The 15,462-nt window shown below is 44.1% G+C and carries 15 protein-coding genes and 1 other annotated feature; of the genes, 10 read left to right on the top strand and 5 right to left on the bottom strand.

Going from position 1 to position 15,462, the window contains the following annotated elements; all coding sequences use genetic code 11:
- Genes M9R32_RS11220 through trpE form a run of 5 tightly spaced genes read right to left on the bottom strand, consistent with a single transcriptional unit; the run spans position 1 to position 4,409 of the window.
- Complete coding sequence (locus tag M9R32_RS11220) at positions 1-615, bottom strand: phosphoribosylanthranilate isomerase (RefSeq protein ID WP_269926818.1); 615 nt, start codon at positions 613-615, stop codon at positions 1-3.
- Positions 612-1,403: an indole-3-glycerol phosphate synthase TrpC gene (gene trpC, locus M9R32_RS11215; RefSeq protein ID WP_269926817.1), complete on the bottom strand. Its 792-nt coding sequence runs from the start codon at positions 1,401-1,403 to the stop codon at positions 612-614. Before trpC ends, M9R32_RS11220 begins: the two co-directional genes overlap by 4 nt.
- A complete protein-coding gene (gene trpD / locus M9R32_RS11210; protein ID WP_269926816.1) occupies positions 1,400-2,431 on the bottom strand; it encodes an anthranilate phosphoribosyltransferase in 1,032 nt (343 codons plus the stop codon). Before trpD ends, trpC begins: the two co-directional genes overlap by 4 nt.
- 32 nt (positions 2,432-2,463) lie before the next feature.
- Positions 2,464-3,045, bottom strand: a complete 582-nt coding sequence (locus M9R32_RS11205) for an anthranilate synthase component II (protein WP_269926815.1) — start codon at positions 3,043-3,045, stop codon at positions 2,464-2,466.
- Positions 3,042-4,409: an anthranilate synthase component I gene (gene trpE / locus M9R32_RS11200; RefSeq protein WP_269926814.1), complete on the bottom strand. Its 1,368-nt coding sequence runs from the start codon at positions 4,407-4,409 to the stop codon at positions 3,042-3,044. Before trpE ends, M9R32_RS11205 begins: the two co-directional genes overlap by 4 nt.
- Before the next feature lie 79 nt (positions 4,410-4,488).
- Positions 4,489-4,704 (bottom strand) — a binding site (T-box leader).
- Between the two features lie 496 nt (positions 4,705-5,200).
- Between trpE and M9R32_RS11195 the strand changes: the two genes are divergently transcribed.
- The 10 genes from M9R32_RS11195 to M9R32_RS11150 all read left to right on the top strand — a co-directional run bounded on the left by M9R32_RS11195 (position 5,201) and on the right by M9R32_RS11150 (position 15,393).
- Positions 5,201-6,025 carry a M55 family metallopeptidase gene (locus M9R32_RS11195; protein WP_269926813.1) on the top strand — a complete coding sequence of 275 codons (825 nt, stop codon included), beginning with the start codon at positions 5,201-5,203 and terminating at the stop codon, positions 6,023-6,025.
- 12 nt (positions 6,026-6,037) lie between these two features.
- Entirely contained in the window at positions 6,038-6,973 is a 936-nt protein-coding gene (locus tag M9R32_RS11190) for an ABC transporter permease (protein WP_269926812.1), read from the top strand.
- Positions 6,973-7,926, top strand: a complete 954-nt coding sequence (locus tag M9R32_RS11185) for an ABC transporter permease (RefSeq protein WP_269926811.1) — start codon at positions 6,973-6,975, stop codon at positions 7,924-7,926. The genes M9R32_RS11190 and M9R32_RS11185 overlap by 1 nt, the downstream gene beginning before the upstream one ends.
- Positions 7,927-7,931: 5 nt before the next feature.
- Positions 7,932-9,059, top strand: a complete 1,128-nt coding sequence (locus tag M9R32_RS11180; protein WP_269926810.1) for an ABC transporter ATP-binding protein — start codon at positions 7,932-7,934, stop codon at positions 9,057-9,059.
- 62 nt (positions 9,060-9,121) lie between these two features.
- On the top strand, positions 9,122-10,765 hold the full coding sequence (locus tag M9R32_RS11175) for a peptide ABC transporter substrate-binding protein (protein WP_269926809.1): 1,644 nt from the start codon (positions 9,122-9,124) through the stop codon (positions 10,763-10,765).
- Between the two features lie 111 nt (positions 10,766-10,876).
- Complete coding sequence (locus M9R32_RS11170; protein WP_269926808.1) at positions 10,877-11,800, top strand: S66 peptidase family protein; 924 nt, start codon at positions 10,877-10,879, stop codon at positions 11,798-11,800.
- Between the two features lie 18 nt (positions 11,801-11,818).
- Positions 11,819-12,922: a mandelate racemase/muconate lactonizing enzyme family protein gene (locus M9R32_RS11165; protein WP_269926807.1), complete on the top strand. Its 1,104-nt coding sequence runs from the start codon at positions 11,819-11,821 to the stop codon at positions 12,920-12,922.
- A 13-nt stretch (positions 12,923-12,935) separates the two neighbouring features.
- A complete protein-coding gene (locus M9R32_RS11160; RefSeq protein ID WP_269926806.1) occupies positions 12,936-13,877 on the top strand; it encodes a C40 family peptidase in 942 nt (313 codons plus the stop codon).
- The gene (locus M9R32_RS11155; protein ID WP_269926805.1) at positions 13,874-14,836 is read left to right on the top strand and encodes an ABC transporter ATP-binding protein; all 963 of its coding nucleotides are present in this window, start codon (positions 13,874-13,876) and stop codon (positions 14,834-14,836) included. Before M9R32_RS11160 ends, M9R32_RS11155 begins: the two co-directional genes overlap by 4 nt.
- Positions 14,837-14,919: 83 nt before the next feature.
- Positions 14,920-15,393, top strand: a complete 474-nt coding sequence (locus tag M9R32_RS11150; RefSeq protein ID WP_269926804.1) for an acyl-CoA thioesterase — start codon at positions 14,920-14,922, stop codon at positions 15,391-15,393.
- Positions 15,394-15,462: the final 69 nt, after the last annotated feature.

Genomic DNA, 15,462 nt, shown 5'->3' with positions numbered 1-15,462 from the left:
TCATCTCTCCTCATCTCGAACTGCACGTATAAACGTGCGGATTTTTTCTGCATCTTTCTTTTGCTCTGTCTCAACTCCGCTGGATACATCCACCATGAAAGGGTGGACGGTGTTTATGGCTTCTCTTACATTACTTTCATTCAGGCCGCCAGCTAGTATGACTTTCTCAAGCGGAATATTGGCTTTTGCAAGAAGTGTCCAGTCAAATGACTGACCCGAACCTCCACGAAATTCTACGCCTGGCGCATCAAATAAGAAATAATCAACTTCATATTGAGTAGCCTTTTGCACATCTTCGAGATTGTTTATCGATAACGCTTTAATGGTTGGAAGGTTGACTTGTCTAACGTATTCCGGAGTTTCATCTCCATGAAGCTGAACGACATCCAGTGGCACTTCTTTTGCAATTCGTTCCACTTCTTCTAATGCTTCATTGACGAATACACCAATTTTCATTACTTCACTCGGAACTGCACAGGCGAGTTCTTTCGCTATTTCAACAGTTAGTTGCCGGCGACTCGGCGCGAACACAAATCCAACCGCATCAGCTCCTGAGTTAACTGCTGTTTGCACATCTTCCGGTTCCATCAATCCACAAATTTTGACTTTAGTCATCTACATTCACCACGTTTCACGTGAAACGTATGCAATATTTCGTCAATATTTTCAGTACGCATTAACGTTTCTCCAACGAGAACTGCATGTGCTCCGACTTGGGCAACTGAAATGGCGTCAGAAACTTCTGCAATTCCACTTTCACTGATTAGCACGCGTTGTTCATGAAAAGGAAAATGTGCTGCGATTTGTGCAGTGTTCGCTAAATCCACTTCGAACGTTTTGAGATTGCGATTATTTACACCGATCATTTTGGCATTTATCACCAAAGCTCTTTGCAATTCTTCTACGTCATGAACTTCAACTAAAACTTCCAGATTCAACTTGCTTGCATAGTCAAATAGCTCTTGTAGAAGCGGTTGTTCAAGTGCCGCAACAATCAATAGAATGACGGATGCGCCAGCACGTTTTGCCTGATCAATCTGCAATGGGTGGATAATGAAGTCCTTGCAGAGAACGGGTAGGTTGACTGCAGAAGAAACAGCTTGTAAATCATCCATCGATCCCTTGAAAAATTGTTGATCAGTCAATACAGAAATCGCTACTGCGCCAGCCTTTTCATAAGCGAGTGCCTGTTGAACGGGATTAACATGGCCATTAATCAAACCTTTTGAAGGGGAAGCGCGTTTAATTTCTGAGATGACCTGTAAATGCTGCGTGTTATATAAAGTCTCAAATAGTGAAGGTGGCTCAGAAGGTGTTTTTGTAAATTTGGAAAGGGCTTCTTGCTTCAATAAATCTGCTACTTCTAATTTCTTCACTTCTAAAATCTGCTCTAAAATTGTCATGCGTTCACCTCCAAATAATTTCGGTTCTGGCTGTAGGCGATCACTGATTTCATGACACTAAATGCCCGACCGTTTGAAATGGTCTTCCGTGCTTTATGAACGCCTTCCTGAATGGTTGAAACGGTGCCAGCTGCGAACAAACCAATGCCTGCATTTAACAACACAGTATCTAAATAAGGAGAGGCTTCTCCGCGCAACACGCTTGTTAAAATAGCTGCGTTTTCTTTCGCGTCTCCACCACGAATCGCTTCGAGTGAAGCATATGGCAACCCAACTTCCTGGGCATTCAAAGTAAACGGGATACAATCGCCGTCTTTCATGAGCACGAGATGGTTATCTCCCGCCAAAGATGCTTCATCCATTCCGCCAGCACCACTCAAGACAATGGCGCTTTTTCGGCCAAGTCGATGAAGGGCAGCGGCAATATCCATCAATTTATCCGGGCGGTATACACCAACCAATTGGGAAGTCAATTCCACTGGATTGGTTAAGGGACCAATCATATTGAAAATTGTTGGTTTTCCGATAGATTTTCGGATGGATTGAATTCGTTTCATTTTTGGATGAACATGTGGAGCGAATAAAAAGGCGATGTTCGTTTGATTCAATAATTCATCCACTTCGCGTGGTAGAAAATCCAAAGCAATGCCGAGTTCTTCAAGTACATCGGCGCTACCGGTTCTGCTCGAAATACTGCGGTTTCCGTGCTTGGCGATTTTCAGTCCTGCCCCTGCTAAAACGAATGAAGAAGTGGTACTGATATTAAAGCTTTGGGAACCATCGCCTCCCGTTCCACAGTTATCAAACACAAAGGGGGAGGTCACAGGAATCTGTGTCGCATTTTCCCGTAACACTTCAACAAGTGCTGCAATTTCTTCGGTAGTTTCACTTTTTATGGATAGGGCATTTAAAAAATTCGCGATATCCACGCCAGCTGTTTCTTCTGAAAACATGGCGTTCGTAGCTTCTCTCATCTCACTGTACGTCAGTGAATTCCCACCACGTACACTCTCTGTAAATCTTCTCATCTCAATCTCTCCTCTGGCTAAATCTCTTCTGGCTAAATCTCAACTGGTTGAGCAATATCCGTTAAAAAGGCTTGAAGAATCTTCTCTCCATCACGCGTCCCAATGGATTCAGGATGGAACTGCAAGCCGTAAAGGGGGTATTCCACATGTTGTATGGCCATGATACTTTGATCATCCATCGAAATGGCGGTTGTTTTGAAACAAGGAGGCAACCCCTCGAGGACGAGCGAATGGTAGCGCATGACCGATAATGGTTGCGGCAAATAAGCAAACATACCTGAATGTGAATGCCGAATGGCAGATGTTTTTCCATGCATGACCTGCGTTGCCCGTTTAACTGTCCCGCCAAACGCCACTCCAAGAAGTTGATGACCCAAGCACACCCCGAGCATCGGAATGGTTTGGTGAAACTCCTGGATAATCGCTAAAGAATGCAACTTATCATTTGGTGAACCTGGACCGGGTGACAGTACAATCGCTTTTGGGTTCATGTGACGAATTTCATTAATCGAAATCTCATCATAGCGGGCAACTGTTACTTCTTCGCCGAGCATCGATAGGCTTTGATACAAGTTGTACGTAAACGAATCGTAGTGATCGAGTAGCAGAATCATGCCAGCACCTCCAGTAACGACTTCGCTTTGTGCAACGTTTCTTCAAATTCCTCTTGGGGATCGGAATCATATACAATGCCAGCACCCGCTTGGACATAGGCGGTTTGGTCTTTGATAACCAGTGTTCGAATCGCTAACGCTATATCAATATTTCCATTAAATCCAATGTAGCCGACTGCGCCTGCATACACGCCTCGTTTCACGTTTTCCATGTCTTGAATGATTTGCATGGCACGAATTTTAGGTGCTCCCGTTACAGTTCCTGCAGGTAAACAGGCGACTAGTGCATCAAGAGGATGCTGGTCATTTCGCAAAGTGCCAGCCACTTCGGAAACGATGTGCATGACATGTTGGTATTTTTCAATGTTCATATATTTCGTTAAATGGATGCTGCCTACTTCGCTGATTCGTCCCAGATCATTTCTTCCCAAGTCCACGAGCATCCGGTGTTCAGCAAGTTCTTTTGGGTCGGCGAGCAATTCTTTTGCAAGTTGTGCATCTTCTTCTGGTGTTTGACCTCGTCTTCTCGTTCCTGCAATCGGATTCGTCGTCACGCGGTTTCCTTGAATACTCAGCAAACTTTCAGGAGAAGCACCCAGTACTACGTGTTCGTCAAAATCGACGTAAAACATGTAGGGCGAAGGATTGTCTTTTCTTAGTTTCCGGTACAGCGTTAAAGGGTCTCCAGTGTACGTTGCTTGCAATCGTTGAGATAGAACGATTTGAAACACTTCCCCGGCGCGAATACATTCTTTTGCGCGTTCAATCTGATCGATAAACGATTGTTTAGTGACATTCGATGTGAAGGGAAGACAAGATTGTTCACTTTCTTCTACTTCAAGTTCCTTCATGGTCAATTGACGTTCGATTTCTTCGATAGGAGAAGGGGTTGCGCCATTATGCAAAATGGTGACATCTTGTTTTTGATGGTCATAGACAACGACCGTTTCATAAATGAGCAGATGAATATCAGGCATGTCACGTTCGTCAGGAAGTGCCGGACCAATGTCTTCATAGTGTGCAATGACGTCGTAGCCGATATAACCAACTGCTCCTCCTGTGAAAGGAAACTCCAGATTATCGTCATCAAAAGGAAGCAATGTTTTCAAAGATTCAATAGGCTTTCCGCTATGCACGGTGATTTCCCCCGTCAGCAGTGAACGTTCTATTAATTCGTTGGCGGAACCACGTAATTCTCGCACTGGATCTGCACCAATGAAGGAATAACGACCTGATGCCTCATGTTTCAAAGAACTTTCAAGCAGGAATTTCCGAGTTCCCTGTAACCTTTTGAAAATCGCGATGGGCGATAATGTGTCTCCGTTGATCGTGAGACGCGTTGTTTTTACTGCATGTGTTTGCATGCTAATCTCTCCTCTGCTCAGCTCGTTTGCACTCCGGAAAACAAAAAAGTCCCCTGTACATGAACAGAAAAGTTCACGTACAGAGGACGGAATGACCGTGGTGCCACCTCAAATTAAAAGCCACTAAAACTGGCTTTCACTCTAGAATCTGTAACGTAGATTACACGTTTTCCCATACTAATATTCTGGGAAACTCTCCAAAGACCATTCACACGAAGTTGCCTATCAGCTTCCACCAGCCGCTGACTCTCTATGAAGACGCACTTGCGCTACTATTCTTTGTCATCGATTTTTCTCAACTCAACTCATCTCAACTTGGTGTTCTCACCGGCGATGTCGCTCCCGACACCTTCTGCCTAAATCCCGAACAAAAAAGTTGTTCCTATCGTAGTACGCATGAAAGCGGATGTCAACTGAAATCCTTTTAAAGGAATAAGTTGGCGGGAAATGCATATTCGTAGTAAATGGCACTTTATTTGGTGTTGGGCAGTGTTTAATTGGGGTACTGCCACGTTTAATTGGGGTAACGACCCTGTTATTTGGTGTACGAACCCTTTTAAATGGTGTACGGCCCTTTATGATTGTCCCAGAACGATTCTATAGGGGGGGTTCCCATAAACTCGGTGCCACAACCTTCCTAAAATCCTCATGAATTCATTTCGTAAGACGAAAAAAAACCTTAAATTATATTGAAATATTCTAATAATTTTGGTACCTTTTAATAATAACAATCAGCAAAAATTCATAAAAATAAAAATATGTATCAATGGTATGAGGGGGACATCACGAATATGAAATTTTTTATCTCGATCGATATGGAAGGGATTACAGGTTTACCTGATCACACTTTCGTAGATTCGAAGAAACACAACTATGAACGCGCCCGTCGTATCATGACAAACGAAGCAAATGCCATTATTGAAGGCTTACTGAAAAAAGGGGCTACTGATATTTTAGTAAACGACAGCCATTCACAAATGAACAACTTACTCGTCGAAGATTTGCATCCGGAAGCGATGTTGATTACAGGTGGAGTGAAACCTTATTCCATGGTGCAAGCACTCGATGAAACCTATGATGGAGCGATTTTTGCCGGTTACCACTCGCGTGCAGGGCAACCCGGTGTCATGAGTCACTCTATGATTTTTGGTGTGCGGAATATGTACATCAATGATGTGGAAATTGGGGAGCTTGGATTCAATGCCTATGTGGCGGGTCATTTTGGCGTGCCGGTCATCATGGTTGCAGGAGATGACGGAGCTTGCCGTGAAGCGGCAGCACTCATTCCAAACATCACAACGGTGGCAGTGAAAGAATCCATCACACGCCAGGCAGTCAAAACGATGCATCCAAAGAAATCACATGCATTATTGACGGAACAAATTCAAAAGGCGGTAGACAATCGCCATTTGGTAAAACCACTGATTCCACCTGAAAACCCAACGCTACGCATTGAATTTGCGAACTACGGACAAGCAGAATGGGCAGCAATCATGCCTGGCTGTGAAATCGAACCTGGTACAACGATTGTGAAATTTGAAGCAAAAGATATTTTGGAAGCGTATCGTGCAATGTTAGTTCAAGTGGAACTAGCGATGCAAACGACGTTCTGTTAAGGGGGACGCGACATGTTCTCATATACAATCAAACGCTTCTTGATGATGATTATGACCATTCTGATCATCGCGACACTGACATTCATTCTGATGCACTCAATTCCAGGCTCGCCGTTCAATGAAGAACGGACGACAAATGAAACGATTCAAGCCAATCTAGAACGTTTTTACAAGCTGGATGAACCACTTCCGGTCCAATATATGTACTACTTGAAATCAATCGTTACATTAGATTTCGGACCATCGATTAAGAAACCGAATGAGACAGTCAATGAACTGCTCGCCAGGGGCTTCCCGATATCCTTTGAGCTTGGGATGGTCACCATTTTGGTTGCAGTCATTTCCGGTGTATTACTCGGAACGTTCGCGGCACTGCGCCACAACGGGATTATTGATTACTTTGCAATGACGTTTGCGGTAATCGGAATTTCCGTACCGAGCTTCGTGCTTGCTACATTACTGATTCAAAAACTAGCAGTAGATTATAATATTTTCCCGCCAGCCACCTGGTCGAGCCCGATGCATATGGTGCTTCCGGTACTCGCACTAGCCACTGGTCCAATGGCCATCATTGCACGTTTGACTCGTTCATCGATGCTTGAAGTATTGACGCAGGACTACATAAAGATGGCGAGAGCAAAAGGGTTGTCACCGTTTCGCATCGTTGCACGACATGCGTTGCGTAATGCATTGATGCCTGTTGTCACAATTATGGGGACGATGCTTGCCGGGATTCTGACAGGAACGTTTGTAATCGAGAAAATTTTCGCGATTCCTGGGATGGGGAAATATTTCGTTGAAAGTATCAACAACCGGGATTATCCGGTCATTATGGGAACGACCGTATTCTATAGCACGATTCTTGTGTTCATGTTATTCGTCGTAGATTTGGTTTATGGGTTCCTGGATCCACGTATTAAATTGCATAAGAAAGAGGGGGATGCGTGATGACTACCAACCACGAATCAACACCCGTATCACCCAACCAAGTACCTGATGAATGGTTCCGTAAGAAAGAAAAAGATTTAGTCGAGGCGGAAGCCGTCGTTCGTCCTTCCTTATCCTACTGGAAAGATGCATGGCGCCGTCTTCGCACAAATAAATTGGCGATGACCGGTTTAGTTTTCCTGGTTTTGCTTGCCATACTCGCGATTTTTGGTCCAATGTTCTCACCACATGCCGTAGATGGCATGGACTTGCCGAACCAAAACAAAGCACCTTCAAGTGAACACTGGTTTGGGACGGACGAAATGGGACGAGATGTATTTACCCGCACCTGGTATGGCGCACGGATTTCATTATTTGTTGGTCTTGCCGCAGCATTGATTGATTTCTTCATCGGTGTCATATACGGCGGTTTCAGTGGCTACAAAGGTGGACGTACAGATGCAGTCATGATGCGCATTATTGAAGTTCTTTACGGCTTGCCGCATTTATTAGTCGTTATTTTATTGTTAGTCGTTATGGGTCCGAGTTTAACAACAATTATCGTCGCTCTGACCGTTACCGGATGGGTCGGAATGGCCCGGATTGTCCGGGGACAAGTATTGCAGATCAAAAACTATGAATTCGTGACGGCATCCAAATCATTTGGAGCAAAGACCCCACGAATCATTCGACGTAATTTATTGCCGAATACCATGGGTCCGATTATTGTCCAAATGACTTTGACAGTTCCGAGTGCCATTTTCGCTGAAGCCTTTCTGAGTTTCCTTGGACTAGGTATTCAAGCTCCATTTGCAAGTTGGGGTGTTATGGCGAATGATGCCTTGCCTGTTATTTTATCGGGTCACTGGTGGAGACTATTCTTCCCGGCATTCTTTATTTCATTGACGATGTTTGCATTTAACGTCCTTGGTGACGGACTACAAGACGCACTTGATCCGAAGTTAAGGGGGTGACACATATGAACGAACAGCAACTAGAAAACGCCCGTGAATTGGCGAAAGAAAGACGTGCGGAAGTCGGACGCAGCCAACAAGCCGTTGTGACAGCGCACACGCAAAAAACGAAACGTAAAAAAGTCATTACGGATGACATCATCTTGTCGGTAGATAATTTACATGTGTCATTCAAAACATATGGTGGAAATGTACATGCCGTCCGTGGAGTATCCTTTGATCTTCGAAAAGGAGAAACACTGGCAATTGTAGGCGAATCGGGTTGTGGGAAATCCGTAACTTCTAATGCCATTATGGGGCTCATTCCACAGCCACCAGGTCGCATTTCAGATGGCAAAGTAATGTTCAAAGATGTTAATTTAACGAATATGACGAAAAAGGAACTTCGTAAAGTACAGGGTGTCGACATCTCGATGATTTTCCAAGATCCGATGACGGCACTCAACCCGACCCTTACCATTGGCGAGCAGCTGATGGAAGGTGTGCTCACTCATACGAAAGCAAGCAAAGCAGAAGCGAAAGAGAAAGCGCTGGCTATGCTTCGTCTGGTGGGCATCCCAAACCCACAGGAACGTCTGAAACAGTATCCTCACCAGTTTTCAGGGGGGATGCGTCAACGGATTGTTATTGCGATTGCGCTCATTTGCGAACCGGAATTATTAATCGCGGACGAACCGACAACTGCACTGGACGTAACGATTCAAGCACAAATCCTCGAATTGTTTGAAGAAATTCAAGCGAAGACAGGGGTATCCATTGTCTTGATTACTCATGACCTAGGCGTTGTGGCAAAAATAGCGGATCGTATCGCGGTAATGTACGCTGGGAAAATTATAGAGCTTGGCACGAAACGTGAAATTTTCTATACACCTCAGCATCCGTATACGCAAGGCTTACTCAATTCGGTGCCGCGTCTCGATTTGATTGCAGAAGAACTGCAACCGATTGAAGGCACACCACCTGACTTGTTTGCGCCACCAAAAGGGTGTGCATTTACAGCAAGATGTCCGTTTGCAATGGAAGTTTGTGAACATGTACATCCGGACACAACCATAAAATCAGCGACACATCGCGTTGACTGCTGGTTACAGGACAAACGTGCACAAGCGTTTTTGGCAACAGCACAAAAATAGGATGAACGCACCCAGGTGCATAATCATAAAGCATGAAAACTATTCCAAGGGGGAAAACACACATGAAGAAATGGCTCTTGTTACTACTTACAGCCGTATTCGCTCTTGTACTAACAGCATGTACAGCGAATAATGACGCAGGCGAAAAGCCAGCAGACAAAGACGGAGAAGACAAAGAAACAGAAACAGCTGAAGAAAAAGTGCTTTACTTGAACAACGGCAGCGAGCCTACATCATTTGATCCATCGGTTGGCTTTGATGCTGTTTCTTGGAATGCATTGAACAACTTAATGGAAGGGTTGACTCGTTTAGGAGAAGACCATCAGCCAGTAGAAGCAACGGCTGAAAAGATTGATGTATCTGAAGATGGTTTGACATACACATTCCACATTCGTGAAGATGCAAAATGGTCGAACGGAGACGCAGTAACTGCTAAAGACTTCGTTTATGGCTGGACGCGCATGTTAGATCCAAACACAGCTTCACCAGCAGCATTCCTTGGATACTTCATCGAAGGTGCAGAAGCATTCAACACAGGTGAAGGCAAGATTGAAGATGTAGCAATGAAGGCAGTAGATGAAAAAACATTCGAAGTAAAATTGACTGCACCAACTGATGCATTCTTGAATATTATTACTAACCCAAGCTTTTTCCCAATCAATGAAAAAGTGGCAACAGAAAACGCAGAGTGGTTCACTGAAGCTGAATCATTCGTAGGAAATGGACCATTCCAATTAACGTCATGGGAACATGATGCAAAAATGGTATTCGAGAAAAACCCAGAGTATTGGGATGCTGACACTGTGAAGCTCGATAAAGTCGAGTGGGCAATGGTCAACGACACGAATACTGAGTACCAAATGTACCAAGCAAATGAACTTGATGTATCTGACGTTCCATCTGAATTGGCTGCTGAATTAATGGACAGCGAAGAAGTGTCAATTCAAGACCAAGCAGGTACTTATTTCTACCGTTTCAATACGACAATGGAGCCTTTCACGAACGAAAAAATTCGTAAAGCTTTCGCAACAGCAGTTAACCAACAAGAGATTGTTGAATTCGTAACGAAAAACGGTGAAAAACCAGCACATGGTTTCGTTTCATACGGCTTCCAAGGTCCGGATGGTAAAGAATTCCGCGACACAGTAGGCAATTTAGTAGAATTCAACGCTGAAGAAGCGAAGAAATTATTAGAAGAAGGTATGAAAGAAGAAGGCTACGACACATTGCCGACTGTCACTTTAACTTACTCAACTTCAGATACACACCAAAACATTGCGGTTGCTTTGCAAGCGCAGTTCAAAGAAGCTTTAGGCGTGGATGTTGAATTAGCTAACGTTGAAGGAAGTGTATTTGCTTCTGAACAAAAAGAATTGAAATACCAATTGTCACGTTCTTCGTTCTTACATGACTATGCAGATCCAGTGAATGCGATCGAAAGCTTTATCACAGGTTCTTCAATGAACCGTACTGGCTGGTCAAATGCAGAATTCGATAAGTTGATTGCTGACGCTAAAGCAGAAACAGATGCAGCAGCTCGCTGGCAGTTATTGATGGATGCAGAGAAAGTATTAATGGATGAAATGCCGATTTTCCCAATCCACTTCTATAACCAAGTGGCATTGCAAAAACCAAACGTTTCAGGAATCGTTCGTCACCCAGTGGGTTACTTAGACCTTAAATGGGTAGACAAAACTAACGAGTAAACAATAGAAGTTGCGGCGTCTAAATAGGGCGCCGCACCCTTCTGTTTTCAAAAGAAGTTATACTAAAGGAAATAACTTTTTTTGAAAATAGAAGAGAGGAGCAATACACGCATGCGCATACGACCATCACGATTACAAAAAGGGGATACGATCGGCATTATTGCCCCGTCAAGTCCTCCCAACTTAGAAAGCTTGCAACGCTCGCTCGCATTTTTAGAACAACTGGGATTAAACGTCAAGATGGGCAAACACGTTGAGAACGTGCACGGCTACTTGGCAGGTACAGATGATGAACGTCTGGAAGACTTACAAGAAATGCTTGCGGACCCAAATATTAAAGGAATCATTTGTGCTGGAGGCGGTTACGGGGCAGGACGTTACGCTGACCGGATTGACTTTCAGTTAATGGCGGAACAACCGAAAATTTTATGGGGCTATAGTGATATCACATTCCTACATACAACCATCGGGCAATTCGCCAATGTGGTGACTTTCCATGGACCGATGCTGGCATCTGATGTAGGAAAAGATACATTCCATGATTTGTCCGCACGTATGTTCAATCAATTATTCGAACCTATTGAACTGCATTATACAGAAGCTATTTCTCCGTTAACTACATTGAGTGGAGGGAATGCGCAAGGGGAATTAGTCGGCGGAAATCTTTCATTACTGGTGAGTGCACTGGGCTCTAAATATGAAATCGATACTCGCGGGAAGTTACTGTTGATTGAAGATGTAGATGAAGAACCATATAAAGTAGACAGCATGCTAAATCAATTACGTCTAGCTGGCAAACTTCAAGATGCAGCTGGCATCGTAGTGGGTGACTTTGCTCGAGCAGAGCCGAAAAAACGCAAAACGACTTTAACGCTCGGCGAAGTACTGGAACATTACCTAGGCGACTTAGGAAAACCAGTTGTATCTGGATTTAAAATCGGACATTGCGAGCCGCATTTTGCTGTGCCACTGGGAGTGGAAGCAAGATTGGATGGCGATGCCAAAACATTGACGATCTTACCTGGCGTCCAATAAACGGGAGGGGAAACGACCATGATTCTACATTCAATTGAAACCTTTTCGGTTGCGGTACCGCTCACAAAACCGTTTAAAACTGCGCTTCGTACCGTGACGATTGCTGACTCCATTTTTGTGAAAATCACAACGGAAGATGGATATGTAGGGTGGGGAGAAGCCCCACCTACCCATGTAATTACGGGTGATTCCCTTGGGAGTATACAGTTTGCGATCGATCATGTAATGGGTCCACAATTAATTGGGCTTGATTTACATCATTCGGAGCGGGTATTCCAAAAACTGCATCGTTCCATGGTGGGTAATTCAAGTGCAAAAGCCGCCATTGATATGGCGATCCATGACTTACTTGGGCAGCTTGCAGGTCTCCCGCTAGTAACAATACTCGGTGGATACCGCGATACACTGGAAACGGATTTCACAGTCAGTGTAAACGATGCGGAAGAAATGGCGGAAGACGCAGCTCGGTATGTGAAAAGCGGATTTAATGTATTGAAGATAAAAGTAGGCATCGATGATATCGAGAAAGACGTGGAACGCATTCAAGCCATTCGTGAAAAAATCGGCTATGAAACGAAACTTAGACTGGACGCCAACCAGGGCTGGGAAGCGAAAGAAGCGGTCCGTGCGATTGGGCAGATGGAAGATGCCGGACTTGAAATCGAATTGATCGAACAGCCTGTAAAAGCGCATGATATCGAAGGTTTACAGCATGTGACCTTGCACACACATACGCCGATCATGGCGGATGAAAGTATTTTCTCACCAAAAGACGCATTACGCGTTCTGCAGCTCCGTGCAGCGGACTTAATCAACATTAAACTGATGAAAGCTGGCGGCATTTATCAAGCGTTGAAAATCAATGCCTTGGCTGAAAGTTATGGAGTGGAATGCATGACGGGCAGCATGATTGAGACGAAACTTGGCATATCGGCAGCCGCTCATTTTGCTGCAAGTCAGCCGAATGTGACCCGCTTTGATTTTGATGCGCCGTTAATGCTAGCAGAAGATATCGTTGAAGGCGGCATTGTTTACGACGGCAGACATATTCGATTTACGCGCAAGCCGGGGCTTGGATTACATACAGATTTAATGAATAAACGATTTCATCGTAAAGGGTAAGGGGGAAATTCATATGTTATTTCAATCATCTACTACTTGGGTTTGTTCGGTCGCTGTTGCGACAGTATGGACTTCGCCTGAGTCTGCAAGAGAACAGGATGCCCCTGGACTTGAAAACCCAGTCCGTTTTACAAAGTGGCTGGAGGCAATGAAGTATGAGGATTTGCTTGATTTGTGTGATGGCAACCGAGTCCAAACACAAATCCTTTACGGGGAACATGTATTGATCGAGGGAATTGATGGTGACTGGGCGAAAATCATCTGTACATGGCAACCTTCAAAAAAGGATGGCCGTGGCTATCCGGGGTGGATACCCGTTGCCCAATTAAAAGAAATGGAACGCATCTCAGACTTTGGCTTTGCCAAAGTGACAGTGCCGAAAGCGCAGCTTTGGACGAAAGATCTAAAGCCTTTACTGGTAGTTCCATTTAATACAATTCTTCCAGTTATCGATAATAATGAACAATTTACTTTAGTTTCAACACCACATGGTGAAGCGCTCATTTCGAGCGAAGAAATAGAACATGGGCCAGGAATTGAAGCTTTTATTGAACGCTCAGGGGATTATGTCGTATCGAGTGCCATGCAATTTTTAGAACTTCCGTACTTCTGGGGCGGGATGTCTCCTTATGGCTATGACTGTTCAGGGTTTAGTTACAATATGTTTAAAGGTCATGGTTATTTCATCCCTCGGGATGCAGACGATCAAGCAAGAAATGGTGAAGAAGTAGATATGGCCGACATGAGTCAGTGGGAAATTGGTGATTTATTGTTCTTCGCAAACGTTGGATCAAGCAATGTTCGGCACGTCGGCATTTATATAGGCAACGGCCAAATGATTCATTCACCATCGACAGGACAACATATTGAAGTAATAGAACTTGAGGGAACAAAGTTTGTAAACGAATTGTGCGCGGTAAGACGCTACGCAAGAGTTGAGGGGGAAGCGTCATGACCGGTCAAGTATTGCTTGAAGTAAAAGATCTGAAACGTCATTTTGATTTAGGTAAAAACCAAACATTGAAAGCCGTGGACGGTATCAGTTTTGACATTTACCAAGGAGAAACATTCGGACTCGTCGGGGAATCAGGCTGTGGTAAATCAACAGCGGGACGTACGATTATGGGGTTATATAATCGAACGGAAGGCGAAGTAACGTACGCTGGGAAAAATGTGCATACAATGGGCGAAAACGACCGTTATGCATTTTTACGCAACATGCAAATGATTTTCCAAGATCCATATGCATCACTTAACCCACGTTCAACGGTATTTGAAATCATCGCTGAACCGATGGAAGTTCACGGGTTACATAAGAAAAAAGAAGATATGCAACGCCGGGTTTATCAGTTACTCGAGGATGTGGGTCTCAATCGTGACCATGCCAACAGGTATCCGCATGAATTCTCTGGCGGTCAACGTCAACGTATCGGAATTGCACGTGCCTTGGCACTAGACCCAGACTTTATCATTGCGGATGAACCAATTTCAGCGCTGGATGTATCTGTTCAAGCTTCAGTGGTGAAGCTGCTGCAGAAACTGCAAAGCGAAAAAGGCTTAACTTATTTATTCATTGCCCATGATCTTTCAATGGTTAAATACATTTCAGACCGTATCGGCGTAATGTATTTAGGTCATATGGTGGAATTGACGACAAGTGATCAACTGTATGCAAATCCACTTCATCCGTACACACAAGCGTTATTATCGGCGATTCCGATTCCTGATCCGGACATCGAAGAATCACGCGAACGTATTTTACTTGAAGGAGAATTACCGAGTCCAATCAATCCACCTTCAGGATGTGTGTTTAGAACGCGTTGTCCGATGGCGATGGAAGTTTGTGCAAACGTCAAACCTGCATGGCAAGAACAGGAACCAGGTCATTTTGTGGCGTGTCACTTGTACGAGTAACAACAATTGTAAAACCGTGAAACTTTTCATTCACTATATCGTTTTGTATGATGAATCTATTCAGCAATGAAGGGAAGATCATCATGACAAATTCAGTACCCATGAGCCAGTCGCGAACAATTCAAACACATTTGGTCTTACCGCCGGACACGAATCATCATGAAACAATTTTTGGTGGTAGGGTTTTATCGTATATCGATGAAATCGGTGCAATAACGGCAATGAAACATTGCAATATGCCGGTTGTTACCGCATCAATCGATTCAGTGGATTTTCTTTCTTCCGCAAGAGTTGGAGATGTGCTGGAGATGGAAGCTATCGTGAGCTCGACAGGCCGCACTTCAATGGAAGTGTATGTGCGTGTTCAATCGAAGAACTTGTTAACCGGGGAAACGAAGTTAACAACGGAATCTTTCCTGACATTTGTAGCAGTTGAAGATGGAAAACCTATGCCGGTTCCTGGTATACGACCTGAAACAGAAAACGAACATCGACTTTTTGATTCAGGTCCTGCTAGAAGAGAGCATCGGAAACAAAGAATCCAAATGAAACTTTAGAGTGTGTGTGATTTAACGGGTTCTACTGAGATGCAAAAATTCAAAAACACACAAAAGGGCTATCAATTC

The organism is Paenisporosarcina quisquiliarum (assembly GCF_027563315.1).
In the GTDB taxonomy this organism is placed as follows: Bacteria; Bacillota; Bacilli; order Bacillales_A; family Planococcaceae; genus Paenisporosarcina; species Paenisporosarcina quisquiliarum.
The sequence above is the reverse complement of the archived record's forward strand: the minus strand, read 5'-3'. Positions and strand labels throughout refer to the sequence as shown.